Origin of the sequence: Pseudomonas sp. P9_35, assembly GCF_034008205.1 — a bacterium.
Classification (GTDB): Bacteria; Pseudomonadota; Gammaproteobacteria; order Pseudomonadales; family Pseudomonadaceae; genus Aquipseudomonas; species Aquipseudomonas kilonensis.
The window spans coordinates 6,273,130-6,295,298 of record NZ_CP125373.1; the positions used below are offsets into that span (position 1 = coordinate 6,273,130).

A 22,169-nucleotide genomic window follows, 5' to 3' on the forward strand; every position below is an offset into this window, starting at 1 on the left:
GATCGACGCTATGGAACCTACTCAGAGGGATTTATTGATGAACAGCCTGAATCTCATGCCCCCCCCGCAAACCTCCCCGGCACCCACAGGTGCGCCAGACATCTGCTTCGGCGAGCAACGCAAGCTGCGTCTGTTTGTGCAAAAACGTGTACTCAATCAAGACGACGCCGACGACATCATCCAGCTCACGTACCTGGAAGCCTGGCGCAACCAGCAGAAGTTCAAAGGGCTGGCGAAGCAGGACACTTGGTTGTGTGGCATCGCCCTCAACCTGATCCGCAACCACTTCCGCCGCTTCTATGCGCAGCCGCCGCTGAGCACTTTCGATGAAAGCGAGTTCAGCGAGTCCAGTGACGACATTGACCTGAGTGAACTGTGCGACAACCGTCGGCTGTTGGACCGAACGCTGTTAGCCATGGACGCGCTGCCCAAGGACATGCGCGATACCCTGTGGACCGCCGTGGACACCGAAAGCAGCTACCGCGATGCCGCCGAACGTCTGGGCGTCCCTATCGGCACCGTGCGTTCAAGGTTGTTTCGCGCGCGTGAACAACTCAAACGAAGCGTCTACGGAGAAGCCCGGCCATGACCCACAATCGCTTGAACAGCCGACCCGACCTGCCACGCGGCGTGCGCCGCTACACCCCCGACGACTTGCCGGTGATGACAGATATCTTCAACGAAAGCGCTCTGGGAGGTACCAGCTCCCCCGTGCTCAGAGCGTTTTCCCTGAAGGAAATGACGTTTTTCGTCGACTGTTTCGTCAACGAGGGTGATCCGATCTACGTACTCGAACGCGCAGGTGAAGTCATCGCCTGGTTGATCGTCAACCGCTTCTGTTGGGGCGCCCAGGCCTGCCGATTGACCGGCGAAGTGTCGATCTACGTGCGCGGCGACCACATCGGCAGCGGTGTCGGCATCCGCCTTGGCCAAGCCGCGGTGGTGTTGGCCAGGCAGTATGGTTTCGAGACGCTGGTGGCCTGGATCATCGAGCACAACGAGGCCAGTAAACGCGGCGTACAAGGGCTTGGTGCGACCCAATGGGGACGCTTTCCAGGGATCGCCCGGTTCGCTGATAACCGTGCGGACGTCGTGCTCTATGGACTGCACCTGACGCCAGGCGACACGGCATCCACCAGCCTTTCAGCGCCAGCGCAAAACGAAGAGGCCAGCCTGGTGTAAATTCACGGCTCGTCCGGCTGGACAGTCGGGCGAGCCGCCTCTTTCTCAGGCATGGGCCTGCGCTCATTCGAGCCGATGCCATTTTTTGCACAACCCAGTGACTCCCACTGGAGGAGCTGTGTAGGAGCTGTCGAGTGCAACGAGGCTGCGATCTTTCCCCAGCCACCTGAATCTCAAGCGAAAGATCAAAAGATCGCAGGCTTCGCCAGCTCCTACAGAACCCAGCGCGAGCTTGCTCGTTCTCATCAATCCACCGACCAACGCACCGGCAGCGCCTCCGGCCCCCTGAAGTTGGGCACATAACGCCAGCGTACGGCGCCGGGGTCGACCGCCAATTGCAGCCCAGGGCAGCACCGAAGAAGTGTATTCAATGCAATTTCCAACTCCTGCCGGGCCAACGAGGCGCCCAGGCAATAGTGCGTGCCTTTGCCGAACGACATGTGCGGGCAGGCCGGGCGGGTGATGTCGAGCGTGTCAGGATTTGCACACAGCGCTTCGTCACGATTGGCCGAACCCACCACCGCGATCAGCAGTTGCCCGCGCAGCAAGCGTTGCCCGGCCAGTTCGGTGTCTCGGGTAACGAAGCGGACCATGGCTCGCTCCACCGAGGAGTCATAGCGCAGAAACTCCTCGACCGCGCCAGGCATCAATGCCGGCTCGTCACGCAATCGCGCAAGCGCCTTCGGGTGCTGCACGAGCATGTGCACCGCATTGCCGATCATCGATGCCGAGGTTTCGTGCCCGGCGATGATCAGCAGCGCGATCATGCTGCACAGCTCACTTTGGCTGAGCATGCTGCCCTCTTCCTCGACCTGCGCCAGCGCCGACACCAGGTCATCGCCCGGCTGCGCTCGACGCTGGTCGATCAACGCGAGCATGTAGCCCGCGAATTCGTTGTAGCAATGCCGCAACTCACTCAGGTCGTGCCCCACCTGCTGGACGATCATGTGGGACCAACGGCGGAAATCGTCGCGGTCCCGTGCGGGAACGCCAAGCAGCTCGGCGATGACGGTGATCGATAAAGGGAACGCATATTGGCTCACCACGTCCATTTGCCCGCTCGACCGCACGGGCTCCAGCAACGTCTCGGCGATCTGTTCGATACGCGGCCGCAGGGCGTTCACCGCCTTCAACGTGAAGGCCTTGTTGACCAGGCGACGCAAGCGGCGATGACTGTCGCCATCGCGGTTGAGCATGTGGTCGTTAAGAAACGCGATGGATTGTTCGCCACCGAGCATCGCGGCGAATTGCGCATCGATCCGCGACGGGTCACGGGCGAAGCGCTCGTTGTCCAGCAGCACCTCCTCGACTTCCCGCGCACCAGTGACGTACCACATCGGCAACTGCCCTTCGGCCTGGCTGAAGAACACCGGGGACGCCTGGCGCAGCGCCGCATAATGCCGATAAGCCTCGCCGCGAAACGCGTCGCTATTCAAATCAAGGGTACGCTCGTAAGCCATGAACACTCTCCAGGGGCATCAATCATTGCTCCTGAGTGGCAGGGCTCGCCAAAAAAGATCCCTGTGGTCCGGCGTCGGACACAAATGTTATGCACGCCTCAGTGCCAATGTGGGAGCGAGCTTGCTCGCGATAGCGGTGTATCAGTCACTTCAACGTTGGCTGACGCACCGCTATCGCGAGCAAGCTCGCTCCCACATGGGGTCTACCTGTCGGTGAACCGTTTGCACGGCCACGGTCACTCAAAGGGAAACACCAACCCTGTGTGGAGCTGACATGACGCGTGCACCTGCTATCCATGGCCAATGCGACACTCGTTTCGAACCGGTCAAAGAGGCGTTTATCCGGCTGATGCAAAGCCCCTTCGAACGCGGCGCCGCCCTTTGCATCCAGATTGACGGCGAAACCGTCATCGACCTGTGGGCCGGCACTGCCGGGCCGGAGCCGGACAGCCATTGGCAGCGCGACACGCTGCTCAATCTGTTTTCCTGCACCAAGCCCTTCACGGCGGTGGCGATCATGCAGTTGGTCGGCGAAGGACGCCTGGAGCTGGACAAACCGGTCTGCCACTACTGGCCGGCCTTCGCCAACGCCGGCAAAGCGTCGGTCACCCTGCGCCAGGTGCTTTGCCACCGTGCCGGGCTGCCAGCGCTGCGCACGCCCCTGGCACCGGAAACCCTCTACGACTGGCACACCATGACCGACCTGATTGCCGAGGAAACTCCCTGGGCCGCAGCCGGGGAACAGCAGACCTATTCGCCCTTGCTGTTCGGCTGGATCCTCGGCGAACTGCTACGCCGGGTGGATGGCCTGACGCCGGCGCAAAGCATTCACCAACGCGTGGCGGTGCCGCTCGGGCTGGACTTTCACCTCGGCCTGGACGACGCGACCATCGCCCGCTGCGCCTACATGGCGCGCACCAAAGACGAGATCGACGATGAGGCCTTTGGGCGAGTACTGACGGACGTGCTCAACGAGCCGACCGCCATGAGCACACTGGCCTTCGCCAACCCACCCATGGTGCTGGGACGCAGTAACGAGGCGGGCTGGAAACGCATGACCCAACCGGCGGCCAACGGACATGGCAATGCCCGCAGCCTGGCGGCGTTCTACGCAGGCCTGCTCGACGGGCAACTGCTGGAGTCACCGCTGCTCAACGAAATGTTGCGCGAGCACAGCGCCGAATACGACCCGACCATCCAGACCCCAACGCGTTTCGGCCTGGGCATCATGCTCAACCAGCCGGACGTGGCGAACGGCAGTTATGGCATGGGCAACGAGGCATTCGGCCACATGGGCGCCGGTGGCACCATCGGGTTTGCCGACCCTGAACGCGGTGTGGCGTTCGGATTCGCCTGCAACACCATTGGCTCCTACGTCTTGATGGACCCACGCGCACGCGGCCTGGCCAATGTCGCGATGGGCTGCCTGTAGGCTCTGGAGATCCGAAAGATCAGGTGGTGAGGGGCTGTGGAAGAACGTTCCTCACGCTCCGCGTGGGAATGCCGCCAGGGACGCTCCGCGTTCCGCTTCTGGAAGGTGACGCAGAGCGTCACGGGATGTATTCCCACGCAGAGCGTGGGAACGATCAACATGGCGGATAATCGGCTCACACCCCTGGCGGTACTACCACCTCCGCCACCTGCGGCTCGGCCGCGCCGGTATCGGGTGAGGCAACCACTTGTTCTTCGCTACCGGCCACGCGGGGCAGCGCGGCCTTGGCGATCATGTCCGGTTGGGCCAGCAACCTGCGTGATGCGTCCAGGGGCATCAGCAGGCGCCCCCTGGCCCGGCCGCGCGCGGCAGGGTTGAGCATGCGCAACTCTCGCTCATGCACACCGGACAACTGCGCCAGGTGCGCCAGGTCCACCGGCTGCGCCAAGGCGACCATCTGGAAATACGGCTGGTCGGCGATGGGCGCCAGGCTCACGCCATAGTCGGCGGGCGCATTCACCAGTTGCGACAGCGCCAGCAACCGCGGCACATAGTTCTGGGTCTCGCCGGGCAACGACAGGTTCCAATAGTTGGTCGCCAGGCCGCGGGCGCGATTGCGCGTGATGGCGTCGCGTACGCGTCCTTCCCCGGCGTTGTAGGCGGCCAGCGCCAGCAGCCAGTCGCCGTCGAAGTAATCGTGCAGGTAGGACAAATAATCCAGGGCGGCCCGCGTCGATGACGGAATGTCCCGGCGCTCGTCATAGTCGCCCCGCTGCTGCAATTGGTAACGGCGCCCCGTGGCGGGAATGAATTGCCAGAGGCCCAGGGCCTGGGCCGGCGATTGGGCGTTCGGATTGAACCCGCTCTCGATGGCCGGCAACAGCGCCAGTTCCAGCGGCATGTTGCGCTTGTTCAGTTCCCCTACGATGAAGTGCAGGTAACGGCTGCCGGCACGCCCGGTCTGGGTGAGAAAAGCCGGGCGATCCACCAGCCAGCGGCGCTGCTCATCGATGCGCGCCACACCCTGGGTCTTGGCCTGCAAGGAAAACCCCTGGCGCATGCGCGTCCACAGGCTGCCGCCGCTTTGCGGAGATGACTCGCCGATCTGGATGATCGTGTCCGTAGGCGCCGGCTCAAGCCAGCGCAGTTGCGAGCGGTAAGGCTCGTTGGCGGAAGGATCGCCAATGGTCAGCTGCGGTTCGAGGTGCTGGCAACCATACAGCAAGGTCGCCACGGCCAGCATGGACAACCCTTTGGGGACGAATCGAAGGGCCGACAAAGGTGCAAGTGATCGGGACATGGGCGGTCAACCTTGAGTGAGGTGGCGCCATTGGGTGGCAGATCGCAAGGCAGCGGTTCCACCCGACTCGTCCGGGACGCCGTCATCGGGCGGCAGGGGGCTCGGTTGGAACCGAAATGCCGCAGGTGTCACTCACCATGGGCAGCAGGCGCTCGTCGGCGCCTGGATGACAATGCGAGGTCACTCATGGCGTCACCCATCTATTGCAAGCTGATCGATCAGCTCTGCGAACTCACAATGATTCCTACCCCGGCAGCGTTCTACGAGCAGGCGAACCTGTCGGTCAAGGATGTCGACTTTTCCCTCAAGCACACCCCTGGCGTGGGTGAGGGAGACATCTTTATCTATTGCAGCTTCGGGCCATTGCCGGTGGCGAATCGGGAAGCGGTCCTGCAACGGCTGCTGGAAACCAACCTGTACCTGCTGAGCGGCGCGTTCTGCCCTTCCCTGTCTTACAACCGCGACAGCGAACAGGTAATCCTGATCGGCCACGTCCCCCTGGAAACCCTCACGGCCGAGCGCCTGCTCGGGCTGATGGGCGGTGCCGCCGACATGGCGTTGATTTGGCGCGATGGCTACTTCTTCGACGGCGCCAGCCCAAACGACACCGCCAAGACCACCCAGCACAAACCCACCCCCCGTAGCACCGGGCTCAACAGTGCCCTGTCAATCTAGGAGAGCACGACATGCCAGATTTATCAGTAGGACGAAGCACCAGCTCGGCGGCGTTACCCCAGCAGGATGATCGGATCACGCCGGTGGGAACCAGCCTGTCCGGGCAGGTTCGGCCCTCCACCAATCCCCTGGTGCCTTATCACTTCGAAGGACAGGCGTCCGACAAGACCCAGCAAACACTCAGGACCCGGCAGCAGCGCCTGACAGGACTGGTCAACAGCCTCGGCAAGAAAAACCCCGAGAGCGACCCCATCGGCTATGCACGTGAGCATATGAGCCTGGAAGGCAAAGTATTGGGCTACGCGCCAGGCACAAGTTATCAAGATGTACAGAAGCATCTTGTCGAACTCGGCGGCACGCCGCACCCGATGCTGTCGGGCCACGAAGAAACCGAGGCATTCGTCAAGGACTTCAACGAATACCTGGGCAAGAACGAGGACGACAGGAAGGAGGACGGCGGTTTCAAAGCGGTCTGGGACAAACACTGCGAGCGCATGGGTAATACCCTTGGCGCCTATCATTCGTTGTGCCAGGAAGTCATCGATAAAACCCCGGAAGGGAACGATCGCCAGCTGCTGCAAAATAGCCATGAAGCCTTCCGCGGTTATGCAAAAGGTGTCATGCAAGCCATGACGCAAGACATGCCCACGCGCTTGAATACCTTCATGGAAAGCCGAATCGAGCACGCGCAACAAGCGGCGAGCAACGAGAGCCTTCCCCCGGCCGCACGCGACCAGGCGAAGGATCAACTGGGCCAGTTACGCGAGGTCCAGGGGGAGCTTGGCGAGTTGCTCAAGACCGATGACGACAAGCCGAACACGCCAAGCGAACTGGCAACGGCGACGAAGAAAAACGAGGTGCTGGACACCGCACTGAAGAACGTCGCACGCCAGGACTATGTCGCCGACCTCAAGACCAAGAGCGGCTTTGTAACGGGCCTGGCGGTGTTCGCCGGGGCGGGGATCCCGCAGGGCGTTGCGTCTGCGGGCCACTTTGGCGCAATCACTGCCTCGATAGATGAAAAAATGGCGGACGCCTCCTACGGCAAGCATGTCGCGGCGACCTCGACGGTCCTTGGCGCCGCTCACAAGGTGATCAGCGACGGCATCCGCCCATTCGTCCAGGTCGTCGTCGACAAGACCATCGGCGCCGGCCTGGAAAAAGTCGATCCGATGTCGGTCTATCCCAAGGCCTTGCAAGTCGTCACGCAGGACGGACGTCGGGTCGAGAACGCTGGACGCGATACCCTCAACCTCACACAGGAACAAAAGCGCAACGACTTCAAGCTCAAACAGAACGCGAACAACTTTGGCACCATGAGTGGTGACTTCACCGGCTACCTCGCCTTCGGTGCCGCCCATGCTGTGCGCGATACCATTGATCAATTCACCTCGGTAAACGCCGGCGGCATCGTCGCCCGTACGACGGCCTCCGCAGTGGGCGGCACCTTCATGGCGGGTGGCCAGGCAGTGGCGAAATATGCGCAAACCCACGGTGACGAGGAGATCCCCACCTACCGGGTGACAAAGGAAAACCGCAACTGGGGCGAGCTGCTACCCAAGGCATTTTCAGAAGCGACAGGAAAGCTCAACCCGATCAGCATGACCAACATCAGCGACTACGCCAACCGGATCGTAGGCGTAGGCGAAGGGGTCGCCATGCGTACAGCCGTGGGTGACGCAGCCGCGGTGGGTGAAAATCCGGAAGTGCGGGAAAAAATGGAGCAGATTGTCACCACCTTTTTCTCCTCCGGCCTGACGCTGCTTCCGTTCTTTGCCAACAGCGTGGCGGCACCACTCGAAAACAAGGCGCTGAGCGGCAAAGACGACCTGACCAAGCGAGCAAACGTACCGCTGCAGAACGTGACAAGTCCAAACCGAGACGGCCTGCCCCACACCCAGCCGGAAGGCTGGCGGCGCGACCTTGAAAATACCTACCACGTGACCCGCGGCCTTACCCAGGTCGTTCCGCAAACCGCTATCGCGGGGCTTAACCTGGGTACCGAATGGGCCCAGAGCCTGGCAACGAGGCCCAAAAAAGCCTCTGGCGATGACATTCAACTGGCAGAGCGAGGCGAAGCGCGGACCCAGGGCGGACCGTCCAACGAACCAGCACCCACTACCCGGCCAAGCTGATGAATTCGCCGGGCCATCGTTCGATGGTCCGGCGATCACCGGTTGCAAAATTCCCTTCACCCCGCTCGCATGGCTGCTGATCTACGACCAAACTCATCTTTCAGCCAAGAGCGAACTGAACGCACGTCCGCTAAGAGATGGGTTTGTCTTCGCTTAGACTGATGCTGTCCGCGTGCTGGAAGTTGAGGAAATTTCGTCAAAATCGAGGTAACGCTTCAGCGCTTCAGGCATTTTCACCTCAGACCACATCAGGAAGAAAAAAATAGCCAGCCACATTGACCACAAAAAAAGAAACCCCCGTGGTAGCCAAAAGTATTAAATTAAACTTCTGCACCGACACACCATAGGCTTGCGCAAAGATAAACGTATTTTTTGGAGAAGGCATTGCCGATATCAGTATCAGTGCAAACAACAGCAAGCCAGACAGTCCAAAAAAATACTGTCCCACCACGAAAGAAATCGCGGGATGCAAAAAATTCTTTATAAACACACCCAGCACTATTTCATTACAGTCGTTTCTCATGGTGGACGCTACACGACCAGCATAGAACGAAGCACCTAATGCTATTAGAGCAATAGGCGCCGCAGTATCAGCAATCATCTCCATACTCTCGATGATAAAAAAATCTGTATCGATCATGTGCGAGAGCTTAATTTGCGAAATGAGAGACCCCATCAGCGCGGAAACTATCAATGGATTTTTGAAAACTACCAACAGGGCTTTCTTTAAGAAAACACCCGCAGATCCAGTTTTCGAAAAGGAAGAAGTTTCCATGACAAATATCGCAACGCTCGTAAGGACAACAGACTGAAAAATAATTATTGGCACAACCAAAGCCGAATCACCCAACAGCAATATGAAGACAGGCACCGCCAAAAAAGCGGTATTTGTTTGCCCTATTGCAATAAAATTTAAACCAACCTCCACCAGACTCTTCTTCAGACAAACCCTGTACATGATAAAAATCAGGACCCACAATATAAAAACCCCCAAAGCATACGCCTGAATATAAGCATTTATATTGACGTCCGGCGTGTAATCGGATTTCAGCGTCGTTAAAAAAATCTCTACCGGGAGCGCAATATAAAAAACATAGTCGCTCAATATTTCATCAGCACCGCGACGCATAAGACCAGCAAACGAAAGCAAACAACCCAACAGTATCAAAACAAATATAGACAACGTGGAATTCAAAGACAATATCAACATAACCAGTCCACCTGCCGATCAGCAGCAACCAAACGAACACATACTTTCAATAAAAAACTCACTCTTCCTGCAAATCACACAGCAACAGAAGCTAGAAGATCATGCTTGTGCGAAACACCTAGAAGTTTTCCCTTGTGGTCAACAACCAAGATTGCAGACACACCAACACCTATACAGTCTGCAATCAGCTCGCTTTCATATACGCATCTTAAATTGACTTCCATAACATCCGAAATCTTAAGACAAGCAATATCGTCATTTCCCCTGAGCACTCGAGCCATATCGCCATCCGTAAACACCCCCAAAGGCCTGGAGAATGTATCTACCACAACGACAAACCCAAGACGCTTATTCGCCATATAACTAACCGCATCCAGGAACAATGTACCAGGCGGTAGTGCAGGGACTTTATCCCCTCTCACCATTACGTCACGAATTTTCACCGTCAACACCTTGCCTAGATTTCCGGCGGGATGATTTTTTGAGAACGCTTCCTTCGTGAAGCGCTTAATTCTCATCAGAGCCATAGCAATCGCATCTCCAACGCCTAATGTGGCACTAGAGCTTACGGTTGGCGCCAGATTATATGGACAGGCTTCCCTATCCACTTTCAACGCCACATGCGCATTTGTTTTACATGCCAATTCCGAGTCTGAAAAATTTGTCAACGCTACGGTGTTTACACCTAGATCATGAAGATAGGGAAGCAGAGATAAAATCTCTTCACTTCTACCGCTATAGGATATTAGTACTGCGAGGTCATGCGCCGTAATCATGCCCAAGTCCCCATGCTTAGCCTCGGACGGGTGTATAAAAAAGCTGGGCGTCCCCGTAGAGGCTAGACTTGCGGCAATTTTCTTACCGACATGGCCACTTTTTCCAACCCCTAGAATCACCACGTGCCCCTTGCAGGCCAATATAAGTCGAACGACATCGACAAACCCATTACCCTCCAACTCATTGGAAAGTTTTATCAATGCCCGCCCCTCACTGATCAACACCTCTCTTCCCAAAGTGAGTAGATGCCTGTCAGACCCCATTTCCGACAATAATTTATCATTCACGAATTCTTATCTCCTTACGGTCGACATTTGGATCATTTACGAACAGAGCTCCATCCCTGTAATGATTTTTTAGATAAAACGTCACAAACAAGCTATTTCTCTCATAGGAAACACTGGGATGATGTTTAGCTCCATGCCAGCTATCGTTCGATCTCAAAAAAGCAAACGCCACATTTGGCTCATAAGGAATCCTCCTAAACTCGTCAAAACCACCGTTACTTCTCACAAACAACCCGAGCCCTGAATTTTTATGTTCTGTACTTTCTGGCAGATACCATCCAAATGTCATTGCTTTTTCAACAATATCCGTGTGCGGAGGCAAATCAAATCCGGCAAAATCTTTATACAAATGCGGATAAGGAGTCACCTCAAAATCAGAACCAAACTTGTCTAGCAAAAGACGCTTGAATTGTTCACCACAAAGAAGCTCAACAATATCAATAGCAACTTTAGACCCCGAAAAAACGTTACCAAGATCAACCGAAACTCCTTCAAGAGACAAAGGCAACTCAAATCGCGTCGAACTCCCATTTCTCAAGGTGCTTTTATGCATCAATGGCTTGTATAAATCCAACACTGGCAAGCTGGAAATAAACTCCTTGTAAAATCCTGCCGGAACAAAGTCCTTTACTTCAAAAAACTTGAACGGTTCACCCACCAGCTCAGCGTCTGTTACTTTTTGAAAAACATACTCCATGAGTTCGGACATGCCCACCTCCTTACGGCTTTCTCAAGATCCACCTCACACAAATGAAACACATGTAACCACTCGTATCTTTTATAGGCCTTGCCCACGCCCCCAGCAATGAGATTCTTGTAGTTCAATTCCCAAAAAAACGAAGGAAACCTCTTACACCCAACTTCTTTTAGTAGGAATCAAGCTCTTGACCGGGTTATTATTTTTTCAAGATCAATGCCCTACGCTGTTTATCGATAGCCATCGGTATTAGGAAAAGGACTTTTATGAAACGCACCCTCATCGCCTTCCTGTCATTGATCGTCACCGCGATCATCGTCGCGGGCGGCTACCTCTACAGCAAGCAGCCCACCCGCCAGGGCACGGTGCAGTTGCAAGGGCTGCATGGCTCGGTGACGGTGCGCTACGACGAGCGCGGTGTGCCGCATATCCGCGCCGAGAACGAAACCGACCTGTACCGCGCCCTCGGTTATGTCCATGCCCAGGATCGGCTGTTCCAGATGGAGATCATGCGCCGCCTCGCCCGTGGCGAGCTGGCCGAGGTGCTGGGGCCGAAACTGCTCGACACCGACAAGCTGATGCGCAGCCTGCGCATCCGCGAGCGCGCTGCGGCCTACGTGACCGAGCAGGACCCACAATCCCCGGCCTGGCTCGCCATGCAAGCCTACCTGGACGGCATCAACGCCTATCAGGACAGCCACACCCGGCCCGTGGAATTCGATGTGCTGGGCATTCCCAAGCGCCCGTTCACCGCCGAAGACACCGTGAGCGTTACCGGCTACATGGCCTACAGCTTCGCCGCGGCCTTTCGCACCGAACCGCTGCTGACCTATGTGCGCGATGTGCTGGGTGCCAACTACCTGAACATTTTCGACCTCGACTGGCAGCCTCAAGGTGTGCTGGCCGAAGGTCGCAAGGGCGGCCTGCCGCTGGCTGCCGCCGACTGGAAAGACCTCAACGCCCTCGCCCGCCTGAGCGAGCAGGCCCTGGCTGATAACGGCCTGCCGCAGTTCGAGGGCAGCAATGCCTGGGCGGTCTCCGGCAGCCGCACCCACAGCGGCAAACCGTTGCTGGCGGGTGACCCGCACATCCGTTTTTCCACGCCTTCGGTGTGGTACGAGGCGCACTTGTCGGCTCCGGGGTTCGAACTCTACGGGCAATACCAGGCGCTGCTGCCCTTCGCGACGCTGGGTATGAACCGGGATTTTGGCTGGAGCATCACCATGTTCCAGAACGACGACCTGGACCTGATCGCCGAGAAGGTCAACCCGGACAATCCCGAACAGGTCTGGTATCGCGACAAATGGGTGGACATGACCCGCAGCGAGCAGCAGATCGCGGTCAAGGGCCAGGCGCCGGTGACGCTGGTGCTGCGCCAGTCGCCCCATGGTCCGATCGTCAACGATGCCCTCGGTGCGAACGCCGGCAAGACCCCGGTCGCCATGTGGTGGGGATTCCTGGAAAGCCGCAACCCGATCCTCGAGGCCTTTTACCAGCTCAACCGCGCCGACACCCTCACCAAGGCTCGCGGCGCTTCGGCCAAGATCCACGCGCCGGGGCTGAACGTGGTGTGGGCCAACGCCAAGGGGGACATCGGCTGGTGGGCGGCCGCGCAACTGCCCAAGCGGCCAGTCGGCGTGAAGCCTGGCTTCATTCTCGATGGCAGCAGCCCGGAGGCGGAAAAGGAAGGCTTCTATCCGTTCAGCAGCAACCCGCAGGAAGAGAACCCGACACGGGGCTACATCGTCTCGGCCAATTTCCAGCCGGTGCCGACCAGCGGCATCGAGATCCCCGGTTACTACAACCTCGCCGACCGCGGCCAGCAACTCAACCGTCAGCTCAGCGACAAGCAGGCGAAGTGGGACATCGAAACCACCCAGAAACTGCAACTGGGTACCACCACCGCCTACGGCCCTCGCCTGCTCGCGCCTTTGCTGCCGGTGCTGCGTGAGGTGATCAGCGACCCACAGGAACGCAAATGGGTGGAACAACTGGAGCAATGGCCGGGCGATTACCCCCTGGACTCCACCAGCGCCACGCTGTTCAACCAGTTCCTGTTCAACCTGGCCGACGCCGCCCTGCACGATGAACTGGGTGACGGCTTCTTCGAAACCGCGCTGTCGACGCGGGTGATCGACGCCGCCCTTCCACGCCTGGCGGCTTCAAAGGATTCACCGTGGTGGGATGACCGCACGACTCTCGGCACGGAGACCCGTGCCGACACCGTGAAAAAGGCCTGGGACAAGAGCCTGACACACCTGAAGGCCACCCTCGGCGATGACGCCACGCAATGGCAATGGGGCAAGGCCCATACCCTGACCCACGGCCACCCGCTGGGCCAGCAAAAGCCGCTGGACCGGATCTTCAACGTCGGCCCCTTCGCCGCACCGGGCACCCACGAGGTGCCCAACAACCTCTCCGCCAAAATCGGTCCGGCGCCGTGGCCGGTGACCTACGGGCCTTCGACGCGGCGCATCATCGACTTCGCCGACCCGACCCACAGCGTCACCATCAACCCCGTCGGCCAGAGCGGCGTGCCGTTCGACAAGCATTACGAGGACCAGGCCGAGGCGTACATAGAGGGGTTGTATCACCAGGCGCACCTGGCCGAGGAGGAAGTGACGGCCAATACCCGTGGCACCTTGAAACTGTTGCCGGCCCGGGCGCCCTGAAGCGGGCGCAAGTCTTTTTCATCGCCACACGGGCTTGATCGTCATTGATGGTCAAGACTACAAGGGCGCAATCCCGCCTTTCCCACTAGGAGTCAAACGCTATGTTCAATAACTGGTCCGAGCTGCTGCCTACCATCAAGAGCGCCTTTGGCGCCCTGGGCAAAAGCAATCCGAAGATGGTCAAGGCCTACATGGCCCTGGACGAAGCCGCGGCTGAAAACGACGTGCTCGATGCCAAGACCCGTGAGCTGATCTCCATCGCCGTCGCCATCACCACGCGCTGTGACGGTTGCATCGGCGTACACACCGACGCCGCCATCAAGGCCGGCGCCACCCGCGAAGAAATCGCCGCCACCCTCGCCACCGCGGTGTCCCTGAACGCGGGCGCGGCGTACATCTACTCCCTGCGCGCGCTGGAGGCCCATGACGCGTTGAAGAAGTGAGAGGCCAATAACCTGCCGGCCGCTATCGCGAGCAAGCTCGCTCCCACAATGGGATCTGCGGTTGGCCGCGGATTTATAGGCAACCAAAAAAAACTGTGGGAGCCGAGCTTGCTCGCGATGGCGGCCTGGCATTCAACCTCTTCATTGACTGCCACACCGCTATCGCGAGCAAGCTCGCTCCCACAATGGGATCTGCGTTTGGCCGCGGATTTATAGGCAACCCAAAAAACTGTGGGAGCCGAGCTTGCTCGCGATGACGGCCTGACATTCAACCTCTTCGTCGGCTGCCACACCGCTTTCGCGAGCAGGCTCGCTCCCACAATGGGATCTGCGTTTGGCCGCAGATTTATAGGCGCCCCAAAAAAACTGTGGGAGCCGAGCTTGCTCGCGATGACGGCCTGACATTCAACCTCTTCGTCGACTGCCACACCGCTTTCGCGAGCAGGCTCGCTCCCACAATGGGATCTGCGTTTGGCCGCGGATTTATAGTGAGCTGGTCTAATAGTCCCGGACACCTCAATAGGTGAAACTACACCTATTGAGGAGTATTCCATGACCAAGAAGTACAGAAAATTCGACGCCGCTTTCAAGCTAAGAGTCTGCAAGATGATTGTTGACCAGGGCCTGAGCGTGAACTCCGTTTGTACCGATTTAGACTTGAGTGACACGGCCGTGCGCCGCTGGGTCCAGCAGTACCAAGCCGAGCAGTTAGGTGGTACAGGGATTGGCAAACCGTTAACCAGCGAGCAACAGCGTATTCGTCAGCTTGAGCAGCAGATCCGCGAGCTGAAGACGGACAACGACATATTAAAAAAAGCTACGGCCTTCTTTGCCCGCGAATTGAAGTGATCCACCAATTGGTTCACCAAATGCAATGCAAGGCCTACTCGCTAATACGTATCTGCCGGGTTTTGCGGATCAGCCGTTCGGGGTTCTATGAAGCTCGTCAGCGGTCTTTTAAGCCAAAAGCTGTCTGTCCGATTGCAGCTCGGGTCAAAGCTACGTTCATGACCAATGAGCACTGTTATGGCAGTCGTCGGGTGATGAAAGCGCTGCGTAGCGATGGCGTATCCATTGGGCGGCACAAGGTCCGTCGGCTGATGAAACAACAGGATTTACGCCCGATCTGGAAGCGCAAGTTCGTTCATACCACCGACAGTAATCATAATTTCCCGGTAGCTGAGAACCTGCTCAACCGCCAGTTCAACCCCGAGCAGATCAACCAATCATGGGTTGCTGACATCACTTATATTCGCACCCGAAGCGGCTGGCTGTACTTGGCGGCTGTCATGGATTTGTATTCACGCAAGATCGTGGGCTGGGCCATGGCACCGCATATGCGCGCAGAGTTGGTGTGCGGCGCTATGCAACTGGCCATCACACAGAGACAGCCTGAACCGGGTCTGATCGCGCACTCAGATCGGGGCAGCCAGTATGCAGGCGTTACTTACCAAACCTTGCTGACACGACATGGCTTGCGCTGCAGCATGAGCCGCAAGGGCAACTGCTGGGACAACGCAGTCATGGAGCGTTTCTTCTTGAACCTGAAGATGGAGCGCGTTTGGAGGAAAGACTATGCCAACCATGATGAAGCAATCAAGGACGTCACGGATTACATTGTGCGGTTCTACAATGAACGACGAATGCATTCATCGTTAGACTATTTGCCGCCCAATCAGTACGAGCGGCAAACAGCCTGAAAACACCGATTGAGGTGTCCGGAAAAAGTTGACCACCTCAATAGGCGCCCCAAAAAACTGTGGGAGCCGAGCTTGCTCGCGATGGCGGCCTGGCATTCAACCTCTTCGTCGACTGCCACACCGCTATCGCGAGCAGGCTCGCTCCCACAATGGGATCTGCGTTTGGCCGCGGATTTATAGGCGCCCCAAAAACTGTGGGAGCCGAGCTTGCTCGCGATGGCGCACGGGCATTCAACCTCTTCATTGACTGCCACACCGCTTTCGCGAGCAAGCTTGCTCCCACAATGGGATCTGCGTTTGGCCGCGGATTTATAGGCAACCCAAAAAACTGTGGGAGCTGAGCTTGCTCGCGATGGCGGCCTGGCATTCAACCTCTTCGTCGACTGCAACACCGCTATCGCGAGCAAGCTCGCTCCCACAATGGGATCTGCATTCGGCCGCAGATTTATAGGCGCCCCAAAAACTGTGGGAGCTGAGCTTGCTCGCGATGGCGGCCTGGCATTCAACCTCTTCGTCGACTGCCACACCGCTATCGCGAGCAGGCTCGCTCCCACAATGGGATCTGCATTCGGCCGCAGATTTATAGGCGCCCCAAAAAACTGTGGGAGCTGAGCCTGCTCGCGATGGCGGCCTGGCATTCAACCTCTTCGTCGATTGCCACACCGCTTTCGCGAGCAAGCTCGCTCCCACAGATTTAGACCGGCGCGGTCTCTGCCCGGCGTACTTCCGGTTGTTTCCAGGAGTCGGCGGCGCTTTCTTCGATGGCTTGCTGGATCGCCCGCTTACGGCTTTCTTCGGCGCGGCGGCTGAAGAACCAGACCAGGAAAGTCACCAGCGACACCGCCAGCAGAATCAGGCTCGCCACGGCGTTGATTTCCGGTTTTACCCCCAGGCGCACCGCCGAGAACACTTCCATCGGCAAGGTCGTCGAGCCGGGGCCGGAGACAAAGCTCGCCAGTACCAGGTCATCCAGGGACAGCGCGAACGACATCATGCCACCCGCTGCCAGTGACGGCGCGATCATCGGGATGGTGATCAAAAAGAACACCTTCCACGGCCGCGCACCGAGGTCCATGGCTGCTTCTTCGATGGACAGGTCCAGCTCACGCAAGCGCGCCGAGACCACCACCGCCACATAGGCCGCGCAGAACGTGGTGTGGGCGATCCAGATCGTGACGATGCCACGCTCCTGGGGCCAGCCGATCATCTGGGCCATGGCCACGAACAGCAACAACAGCGACAGACCGGTAATCACTTCCGGCATCACCAACGGCGCGGTGACCAGGCCGCCGAACAGCGTGCGCCCCTTGAAGTGGGTGATGCGGGTCAGCACGAAAGCCGCCAGCGTACCCAGGGCCACCGCGGCAATCGCCGTGTAGCAGGCGATTTCCAGCGAGCGCATCACCGAACCCATCAACTGGCTGTTGTCCAGCAGGCCGACGTACCACTTGATCGACCAACCGCCCCACACCGTCACCAGTTTCGAGGCGTTGAACGAGTAGATCACCAGGATCAGCATCGGCGCGTAGATGAACAGCAAACCCAGCACCAGCATCAGGCTTGAAAAACTGAAGCGCTTCATTCCTTGCCCTCCATTTCTTTGGCCTGACTGCGGTTGAACAGGATGATGGGCACGATCAGGATCGCCAGCATCACCACCGCCAGGGCGGATGCCACCGGCCAGTCACGGTTGTTGAAGAATTCCTGCCACAGCACTTTACCGATCATCAGGGTTTCCGGACCACCCAGCAGTTCCGGGATCACGAACTCGCCCACCACGGGGATGAACACCAGCATGCAACCGGCGACGATGCCGTTCTTGGACAGCGGCACGGTGATTTTCCAGAAACTGTTGAAGGTGCTCGAACCCAGGTCCGACGCAGCCTCCAACAGGCTGGCGTCGTGCTTCACCAGGTTGGCGTACAACGGCAGGATCATGAACGGCAGATAGGAGTAGACGACTCCGATATACACCGCCAGGTTGGTGTTGAGGATCTGCAGCGGTTCGCTGATCCAACCCATGCTCAGCAAAAAGCCGTTGAGCAAGCCGTTGTTGCTGAGGATACCCATCCACGCATAGACGCGGATCAGGATCGCGGTCCAGGTCGGCATCATGATCAGCAGCACCAGCACCGTTTGCATCTCTTTGCGGGCATTGGCGATGCCGTAGGCCATCGGATAACCGATCAGCAGGCACAAGACCGTGCTGATCAGGGCCATCTTCAGCGAGCCAAGGTAGGCGGCAATGTACAGCTCGTCCTCGCTCAGCATCGCGTAGTTGGCGAGGTTGAGCAGCACCTGCAGCTTCTGGTCGACGTAGCTGTAGATCTCAGTGTACGGCGGGATGGCGACGTCGGCTTCAGCGAAGCTGATCTTCAGGACAATGAAGAACGGCAGCATGAAGAACAGGAACAGCCAGATGAAGGGCACCCCGATGACCAGTTGGCGGCCACCGGGCGTTATTCGATCGAGTCGGCGTTTGAGTTTGCGCATGTTCATGAGCGAAGTACCACGCCGCTGTCGTCTTCCCACCAGACGAATACCTGGTCGCCCCAGGTCGGACGCTGGCCGCGGCGTTCGGCGTTGGCGACGAAGGACTGCACCAGCTTGCCGCTCGGCAACTCGACGTAGAACACCGAGTGGCCGCCCAGGTAGGCGATGTCATGGACCTTGCCGCTGGACCAGTTGTGCTCACAGGTCGGCTGCTCGGATGTGACCAGCAGTTTTTCCGGGCGGATGGCGTAGGTCACGGACTTGTCCTGCACCGAGGTGCTGATGCCGTGGCCGACGTAGATGTTGCGGTCCAGGTCCTTGCAGGTCAGCACCGCGTGGCCTTCGGCATCGTCCACCACTTCGGTCTCGAAGATGTTGACGTTGCCGATGAACTCGCAGACCAGCCGGCTGGTCGGGGTTTCGTAGATGTCGATCGGGCTGCCGATCTGGGCGATCCAGCCCAGGTGCATGATCGCGATGCGCTCGGCCATGGTCATGGCCTCTTCCTGGTCGTGGGTCACCATGACGCAGGTCACGCCGACCCGCTCGATGATCTCCACCAGCTCAAGCTGCATTTGCGAGCGCAGCTTCTTGTCCAGGGCGCCCATTGGCTCGTCGAGCAGCAACAGCTTCGGGCGCTTGGCCAGCGAACGGGCCAGGGCCACGCGTTGACGCTGGCCGCCGGAGAGCTGGTGCGGCTTGCGCTTGGCGTACTGGCTCATCTGCACCAGCTTGAGCATTTCAGCCACGCGGGCATCGACCTCGGCTTTCGGGATCTTGTCCTGCTGCAGGCCGAAGGCGATGTTCTGCGACACGGTCATGTGGGGGAACAAGGCGTAGGACTGGAACATCATGTTGATCGGCCGCTCGTAGGGCGGCATGTCGGTGATGTCCACGCCATCGAGGAAAATCCGTCCCTCGGTGGGCCGCTCGAAACCGGCCAGCATGCGCAGCAAGGTGGATTTGCCCGATCCCGAACCGCCGAGCAAGGCGAAGATCTCGCCTTTCTTGATTTCCAGGGACACATCGTCCACGGCAATCGTCTCGTCGAACTTCTTCGTGACCCGGTCGATTTTGACCAACACCTGCTTGGGTGTCTGGTCGCCCTCGAGGGCTTTCTTATAGGCGCCGGAGGCAACTGCCATTTACGAAACTCCCACAGAATTTGCAGTTCGCCCCACGTGGACGAACCTAAGAGTGTTGACGTTATTTACCCGACTTGACCTTGGTCCAGCTGCGGGTCATGAGTCTTTGGATCTTGGGCGGCAACTCGGAGTTGACGTAGAGCTTGTCGACGACCGCTTGCGGTGGGTAAACCGCTTCGTCGGTGCGTACTTTCTGATCCATCAGCTCGCCAGCCTTGGGGTTCGGGTTGGCATAACCGACGGTGTCGCTGACCTGGGCGATGACTTCAGGCTTGAGCACATAGTTGATGAAGGCATGCGCTTGCTTGATGTTGGTGGCGTCGCGCGGAATCGCCAGCATGTCGAACCAGAGGTTGCCGCCTTCCTTGGGGATCACGTAGGCGATGTTGACGCCCTTGCCGGCTTCACTGGCACGGGCGCGGGCCTGGAAGATGTCGCCGGAGAAACCGGCGGCCACGCAGATCTCGCCGTTGGCCAGATCGGAGATGTACTTGGAGGAGTTGAAGTAGGTCACGTAAGGCCGGATCTTGAGGAGCTGGGCCTCGGCCTTCTTGTAGTCTTCAGGGTCTTCGCTGTTGGGGTTCAGGCCCAGGTAATTGAGCATCGCCGGGATCATCTCGTCGCCCGAGTCGAGGAACGAAACACCGCAACTGGACAGCTTCTTGATGTTTTCCGGCTCGAACAGCATGGCCCACGAATCGATCTTCTCGACGCCCAGGACCGCCTTGATCTTCTCGACGTTGTAGCCGATACCGTTGGTGCCCCACAGGTAAGGCACGGCGTACTGGTTGCCCGGGTCGTTCTTTTCCAGGCGCTTGAGCAGCACAGGGTCGAGGTTGGCGTAGTTGGGCAACTGCGCCTTGTCGAGCTTCTGGAACGCCCCGGCCTTGATCTGCTTGCCCAGGAAGTGGTTGGACGGCACCACCACATCATAACCGGTACGCCCGGCCAGCAACTTGCCTTCCAGGGTTTCGTTGGAATCGAACACGTCATACACCGGCTTGATGCCAGTGGTTTTTTCGAAATCCGCCAGGGTGGTCTCGCCGATGTAGTCCGACCAATTATAAATATGCACGGTGGAGGCGGCCTGGACGCTGACGGCGAGCGTCAGTCCGGCGCCGACCAGCAAGGCGTTACGTAACAAAGAAAAGACTGGCACGTGGAGGTCCTCTTAAATAGTTGGGCCCAAGTTGCCCCCGTTACTTGGCCAAGAGAGGCCCTGCAACAAAACCGGCGCGCAACTTACCCTCGATAAACCGATCCAGCAAAACTTTTAGTTATTTAATTGCTCCTGTTGCCGCCGCCGCGATGGCAGCGACAACAGGAAGATGCTTCAGGCCGGCTTATTTACCGGATTTGATCTTGGTCCAGCTGCGGGTCATGATCCGCTGGGTCGCGGCTGGCAGGTCGGCAATCGCGTAAAGCTTGGCTTGCACGTCTGCCGGCGGGTAGATGCCCGGGTCGCTGGTGATTTCCTTGTTGACCAGCGGCGTGGAGGCCGCGTTGCCGTTCGGGAAGCTCACGGTGTCGGTGATTTCAGCCATGATTTCCGGCTTCTGCAGGAAGGTCATGAACTTGTAGGCACCCTCGACGTTCTCGGCATCCTTGGGGATGGCGACCATGTCGAAGAAGCTGCCAGCACCTTCCTTCGGAATGTTGTAGCTGACTTTAACCTTGCCGCCGGCTTCGGCCGCACGGGACTTGGCCTGGTAGATATCGCCCGAGTAGCCGACCGCTACGCAGATGTTGCCGTTGGCCAGGTCGGAGATGTACTTGGAGGAGTGGAAGTAGCCGATCGAAGGACGGATCTTGAGGAACAGCGCTTCGGCTTCAGCCAGCTGTTTCTTGTCCTGGCTGTCGGTCGGATAGCCCAGGTAGTGCAGTGCCACCGGGATCATCTCGGTCGGCGAGTCGAGGAAGCTGATGCCACAGGCTTTCAGCTTGGCCGCGTTTTCCGGCTTGAACAGCAGGTCCCACGAGTTGGTCGGCGCGTCGGCACCCAGCGCGGCCTTGACCTTCTCGGCGTTGAAACCAATGCCGATCGAACCCCACATGTACGGGAAGGCGTGTTCGTTGCCCGGGTCGCTCACGGAAACGGCCTTGAGCAGGTCGGTGTTCAGGTTTTTCCAGTTGGGCAACTTGGACTTGTCGAGTTTCTGGTAGACCCCGGCCTTGATCTGCTTGGCCAGGAAGTTGTTCGACGGCACCACGATGTCATAACCGGACTTGCCGGCCAGCAACTTGGCTTCCAGGGTTTCGTTGCTATCGAACACGTCGTAGACGACTTTGATCCCCGACTCTTTCTCGAACTTGGCGACGGTGTCCGGCGCAATGTAGTCGGACCAGTTATAGACGTGCAGCACTTTGTCGTCCGCCTGAACAGCGCCCGCCATCACGCCCATCAGGGACATGGCGAGGAGGGTCTTGCCAGCTATCTTCATACCTAATGCCTTCATGAAAAAATGCTCCAGTTATTCTTCTTAGCCACAGTTCAGTAGCCGGCTCGCGGGCAACTTGAACAGCCGGTAGTCTGGCAAGTTACAGGCCAGGCTTTCAACACA

18 protein-coding genes are annotated in these 22,169 nt (G+C 58.4%); 8 read left to right on the top strand and 10 right to left on the bottom strand.

What is annotated here, in order from left to right; genetic code table 11:
- The first annotated feature begins 37 nt into the window (after window positions 1–37).
- Together QMK47_RS28020 and QMK47_RS28025 are read left to right on the top strand one after the other, a co-directional pair.
- Window positions 38–589, top strand: coding sequence for an RNA polymerase sigma factor (locus QMK47_RS28020; RefSeq protein ID WP_320389598.1), 552 nt, complete (start codon window positions 38–40; stop codon window positions 587–589).
- Entirely contained in the window at window positions 586–1,182 is a 597-nt protein-coding gene (locus QMK47_RS28025; RefSeq protein ID WP_253470246.1) for a GNAT family N-acetyltransferase, read from the top strand. Before QMK47_RS28020 ends, QMK47_RS28025 begins: the two co-directional genes overlap by 4 nt.
- Window positions 1,183–1,427: 245 nt before the next feature.
- Here QMK47_RS28025 and QMK47_RS28030 read toward each other — a convergent pair whose 3' ends face one another.
- Window positions 1,428–2,642, bottom strand: a complete 1,215-nt coding sequence (locus QMK47_RS28030) for a cytochrome P450 (RefSeq protein WP_320389599.1) — start codon at window positions 2,640–2,642, stop codon at window positions 1,428–1,430.
- 274 nt (window positions 2,643–2,916) lie between these two features.
- Here QMK47_RS28030 and QMK47_RS28035 point away from each other — a divergent pair, with 274 nt between their 5' ends.
- On the top strand, window positions 2,917–4,074 hold the full coding sequence (locus QMK47_RS28035; RefSeq protein ID WP_258689668.1) for a serine hydrolase domain-containing protein: 1,158 nt from the start codon (window positions 2,917–2,919) through the stop codon (window positions 4,072–4,074).
- Window positions 4,075–4,249: 175 nt separating this feature from the next.
- Here QMK47_RS28035 and QMK47_RS28040 read toward each other — a convergent pair whose 3' ends face one another.
- Window positions 4,250–5,374 carry a transglycosylase SLT domain-containing protein gene (locus tag QMK47_RS28040; protein ID WP_253470252.1) on the bottom strand — a complete coding sequence of 375 codons (1,125 nt, stop codon included), beginning with the start codon at window positions 5,372–5,374 and terminating at the stop codon, window positions 4,250–4,252.
- A 186-nt stretch (window positions 5,375–5,560) separates the two neighbouring features.
- Between QMK47_RS28040 and QMK47_RS28045 the strand changes: the two genes are divergently transcribed.
- Together QMK47_RS28045 and QMK47_RS28050 are read left to right on the top strand one after the other, a co-directional pair.
- Window positions 5,561–6,049: a CesT family type III secretion system chaperone gene (locus QMK47_RS28045; protein ID WP_253470254.1), complete on the top strand. Its 489-nt coding sequence runs from the start codon at window positions 5,561–5,563 to the stop codon at window positions 6,047–6,049.
- Window positions 6,050–6,060: 11 nt separating this feature from the next.
- Window positions 6,061–8,184, top strand: coding sequence for a type III effector (locus tag QMK47_RS28050; protein ID WP_320389600.1), 2,124 nt, complete (start codon window positions 6,061–6,063; stop codon window positions 8,182–8,184).
- Window positions 8,185–8,422: 238 nt separating this feature from the next.
- Here the strand turns inward: QMK47_RS28050 and QMK47_RS28055 are convergent, their stop codons facing one another.
- From QMK47_RS28055 to QMK47_RS28065, 3 genes are all read right to left on the bottom strand, one after another.
- Window positions 8,423–9,394 (bottom strand): AEC family transporter, encoded by a 972-nt coding sequence (locus tag QMK47_RS28055; protein WP_258689675.1) that lies wholly within the window; start codon window positions 9,392–9,394, stop codon window positions 8,423–8,425.
- Window positions 9,395–9,468: 74 nt separating this feature from the next.
- Window positions 9,469–10,458: a KpsF/GutQ family sugar-phosphate isomerase gene (locus QMK47_RS28060; RefSeq protein WP_253470260.1), complete on the bottom strand. Its 990-nt coding sequence runs from the start codon at window positions 10,456–10,458 to the stop codon at window positions 9,469–9,471.
- Window positions 10,451–11,167 carry a hypothetical protein gene (locus QMK47_RS28065; protein WP_253470262.1) on the bottom strand — a complete coding sequence of 239 codons (717 nt, stop codon included), beginning with the start codon at window positions 11,165–11,167 and terminating at the stop codon, window positions 10,451–10,453. Before QMK47_RS28065 ends, QMK47_RS28060 begins: the two co-directional genes overlap by 8 nt.
- A gap of 254 nt (window positions 11,168–11,421) precedes the next feature.
- On the opposite strand from QMK47_RS28065, the gene QMK47_RS28070 reads away from it, so the two are divergent.
- From QMK47_RS28070 to QMK47_RS28080, 3 genes are all read left to right on the top strand, one after another.
- Window positions 11,422–13,827, top strand: a complete 2,406-nt coding sequence (locus QMK47_RS28070) for a penicillin acylase family protein (RefSeq protein WP_320389601.1) — start codon at window positions 11,422–11,424, stop codon at window positions 13,825–13,827.
- A 101-nt stretch (window positions 13,828–13,928) separates the two neighbouring features.
- The gene (locus QMK47_RS28075) at window positions 13,929–14,270 is read left to right on the top strand and encodes a carboxymuconolactone decarboxylase family protein (RefSeq protein ID WP_003206631.1); all 342 of its coding nucleotides are present in this window, start codon (window positions 13,929–13,931) and stop codon (window positions 14,268–14,270) included.
- A 552-nt stretch (window positions 14,271–14,822) separates the two neighbouring features.
- Window positions 14,823–15,970 (top strand): IS3 family transposase gene (locus QMK47_RS28080; RefSeq protein ID WP_258689295.1). Its coding sequence is split into 2 segments (ribosomal slippage): window positions 14,823–15,078 and window positions 15,078–15,970, totalling 1,149 coding nucleotides; the frame shifts between segments, so codons are not numbered across the junction.
- Between the two features lie 694 nt (window positions 15,971–16,664).
- Here the strand turns inward: QMK47_RS28080 and QMK47_RS28085 are convergent.
- The 5 genes from QMK47_RS28085 to QMK47_RS28105 all read right to left on the bottom strand — a co-directional run bounded on the left by QMK47_RS28085 (window position 16,665) and on the right by QMK47_RS28105 (window position 22,049).
- A complete protein-coding gene (locus QMK47_RS28085; protein ID WP_214510032.1) occupies window positions 16,665–17,552 on the bottom strand; it encodes an ABC transporter permease subunit in 888 nt (295 codons plus the stop codon).
- Window positions 17,549–18,469, bottom strand: coding sequence for an ABC transporter permease subunit (locus tag QMK47_RS28090; protein ID WP_057449505.1), 921 nt, complete (start codon window positions 18,467–18,469; stop codon window positions 17,549–17,551). The genes QMK47_RS28085 and QMK47_RS28090 overlap by 4 nt, the downstream gene beginning before the upstream one ends.
- A complete protein-coding gene (locus QMK47_RS28095; RefSeq protein WP_320389602.1) occupies window positions 18,466–19,608 on the bottom strand; it encodes an ABC transporter ATP-binding protein in 1,143 nt (380 codons plus the stop codon). Before QMK47_RS28095 ends, QMK47_RS28090 begins: the two co-directional genes overlap by 4 nt.
- A gap of 61 nt (window positions 19,609–19,669) precedes the next feature.
- On the bottom strand, window positions 19,670–20,767 hold the full coding sequence (locus QMK47_RS28100; RefSeq protein WP_258689684.1) for a polyamine ABC transporter substrate-binding protein: 1,098 nt from the start codon (window positions 20,765–20,767) through the stop codon (window positions 19,670–19,672).
- A gap of 184 nt (window positions 20,768–20,951) precedes the next feature.
- Window positions 20,952–22,049: a polyamine ABC transporter substrate-binding protein gene (locus QMK47_RS28105; protein ID WP_214510141.1), complete on the bottom strand. Its 1,098-nt coding sequence runs from the start codon at window positions 22,047–22,049 to the stop codon at window positions 20,952–20,954.
- Between the last annotated feature and the right edge of the window lie 120 nt (window positions 22,050–22,169).

Excerpts from the sequence above, each read along its gene's own strand:
- QMK47_RS28020 (WP_320389598.1), top strand. The coding sequence starts at position 38 with ATGAACAGCCTGAATCTCATGCCCCCCCCGCAAACCTCCCCGGCACCC.
- QMK47_RS28065 (WP_253470262.1), bottom strand. The coding sequence starts at position 11,167 with ATGTCCGAACTCATGGAGTATGTTTTTCAAAAAGTAACAGACGCTGAG.
- QMK47_RS28040 (WP_253470252.1), bottom strand. The coding sequence starts at position 5,374 with ATGTCCCGATCACTTGCACCTTTGTCGGCCCTTCGATTCGTCCCCAAA.
- QMK47_RS28085 (WP_214510032.1), bottom strand. The coding sequence starts at position 17,552 with ATGAAGCGCTTCAGTTTTTCAAGCCTGATGCTGGTGCTGGGTTTGCTG.
- QMK47_RS28105 (WP_214510141.1), bottom strand. The coding sequence starts at position 22,049 with ATGAAGATAGCTGGCAAGACCCTCCTCGCCATGTCCCTGATGGGCGTG.
- QMK47_RS28050 (WP_320389600.1), top strand. The coding sequence starts at position 6,061 with ATGCCAGATTTATCAGTAGGACGAAGCACCAGCTCGGCGGCGTTACCC.
- QMK47_RS28025 (WP_253470246.1), top strand. The coding sequence starts at position 586 with ATGACCCACAATCGCTTGAACAGCCGACCCGACCTGCCACGCGGCGTG.
- QMK47_RS28055 (WP_258689675.1), bottom strand. The coding sequence starts at position 9,394 with ATGTTGATATTGTCTTTGAATTCCACGTTGTCTATATTTGTTTTGATA.
- QMK47_RS28045 (WP_253470254.1), top strand. The coding sequence starts at position 5,561 with ATGGCGTCACCCATCTATTGCAAGCTGATCGATCAGCTCTGCGAACTC.
- QMK47_RS28090 (WP_057449505.1), bottom strand. The coding sequence starts at position 18,469 with ATGAACATGCGCAAACTCAAACGCCGACTCGATCGAATAACGCCCGGT.
- QMK47_RS28075 (WP_003206631.1), top strand. The coding sequence starts at position 13,929 with ATGTTCAATAACTGGTCCGAGCTGCTGCCTACCATCAAGAGCGCCTTT.
- QMK47_RS28070 (WP_320389601.1), top strand. The coding sequence starts at position 11,422 with ATGAAACGCACCCTCATCGCCTTCCTGTCATTGATCGTCACCGCGATC.
- QMK47_RS28035 (WP_258689668.1), top strand. The coding sequence starts at position 2,917 with ATGACGCGTGCACCTGCTATCCATGGCCAATGCGACACTCGTTTCGAA.
- QMK47_RS28030 (WP_320389599.1), bottom strand. The coding sequence starts at position 2,642 with ATGGCTTACGAGCGTACCCTTGATTTGAATAGCGACGCGTTTCGCGGC.
- QMK47_RS28095 (WP_320389602.1), bottom strand. The coding sequence starts at position 19,608 with ATGGCAGTTGCCTCCGGCGCCTATAAGAAAGCCCTCGAGGGCGACCAG.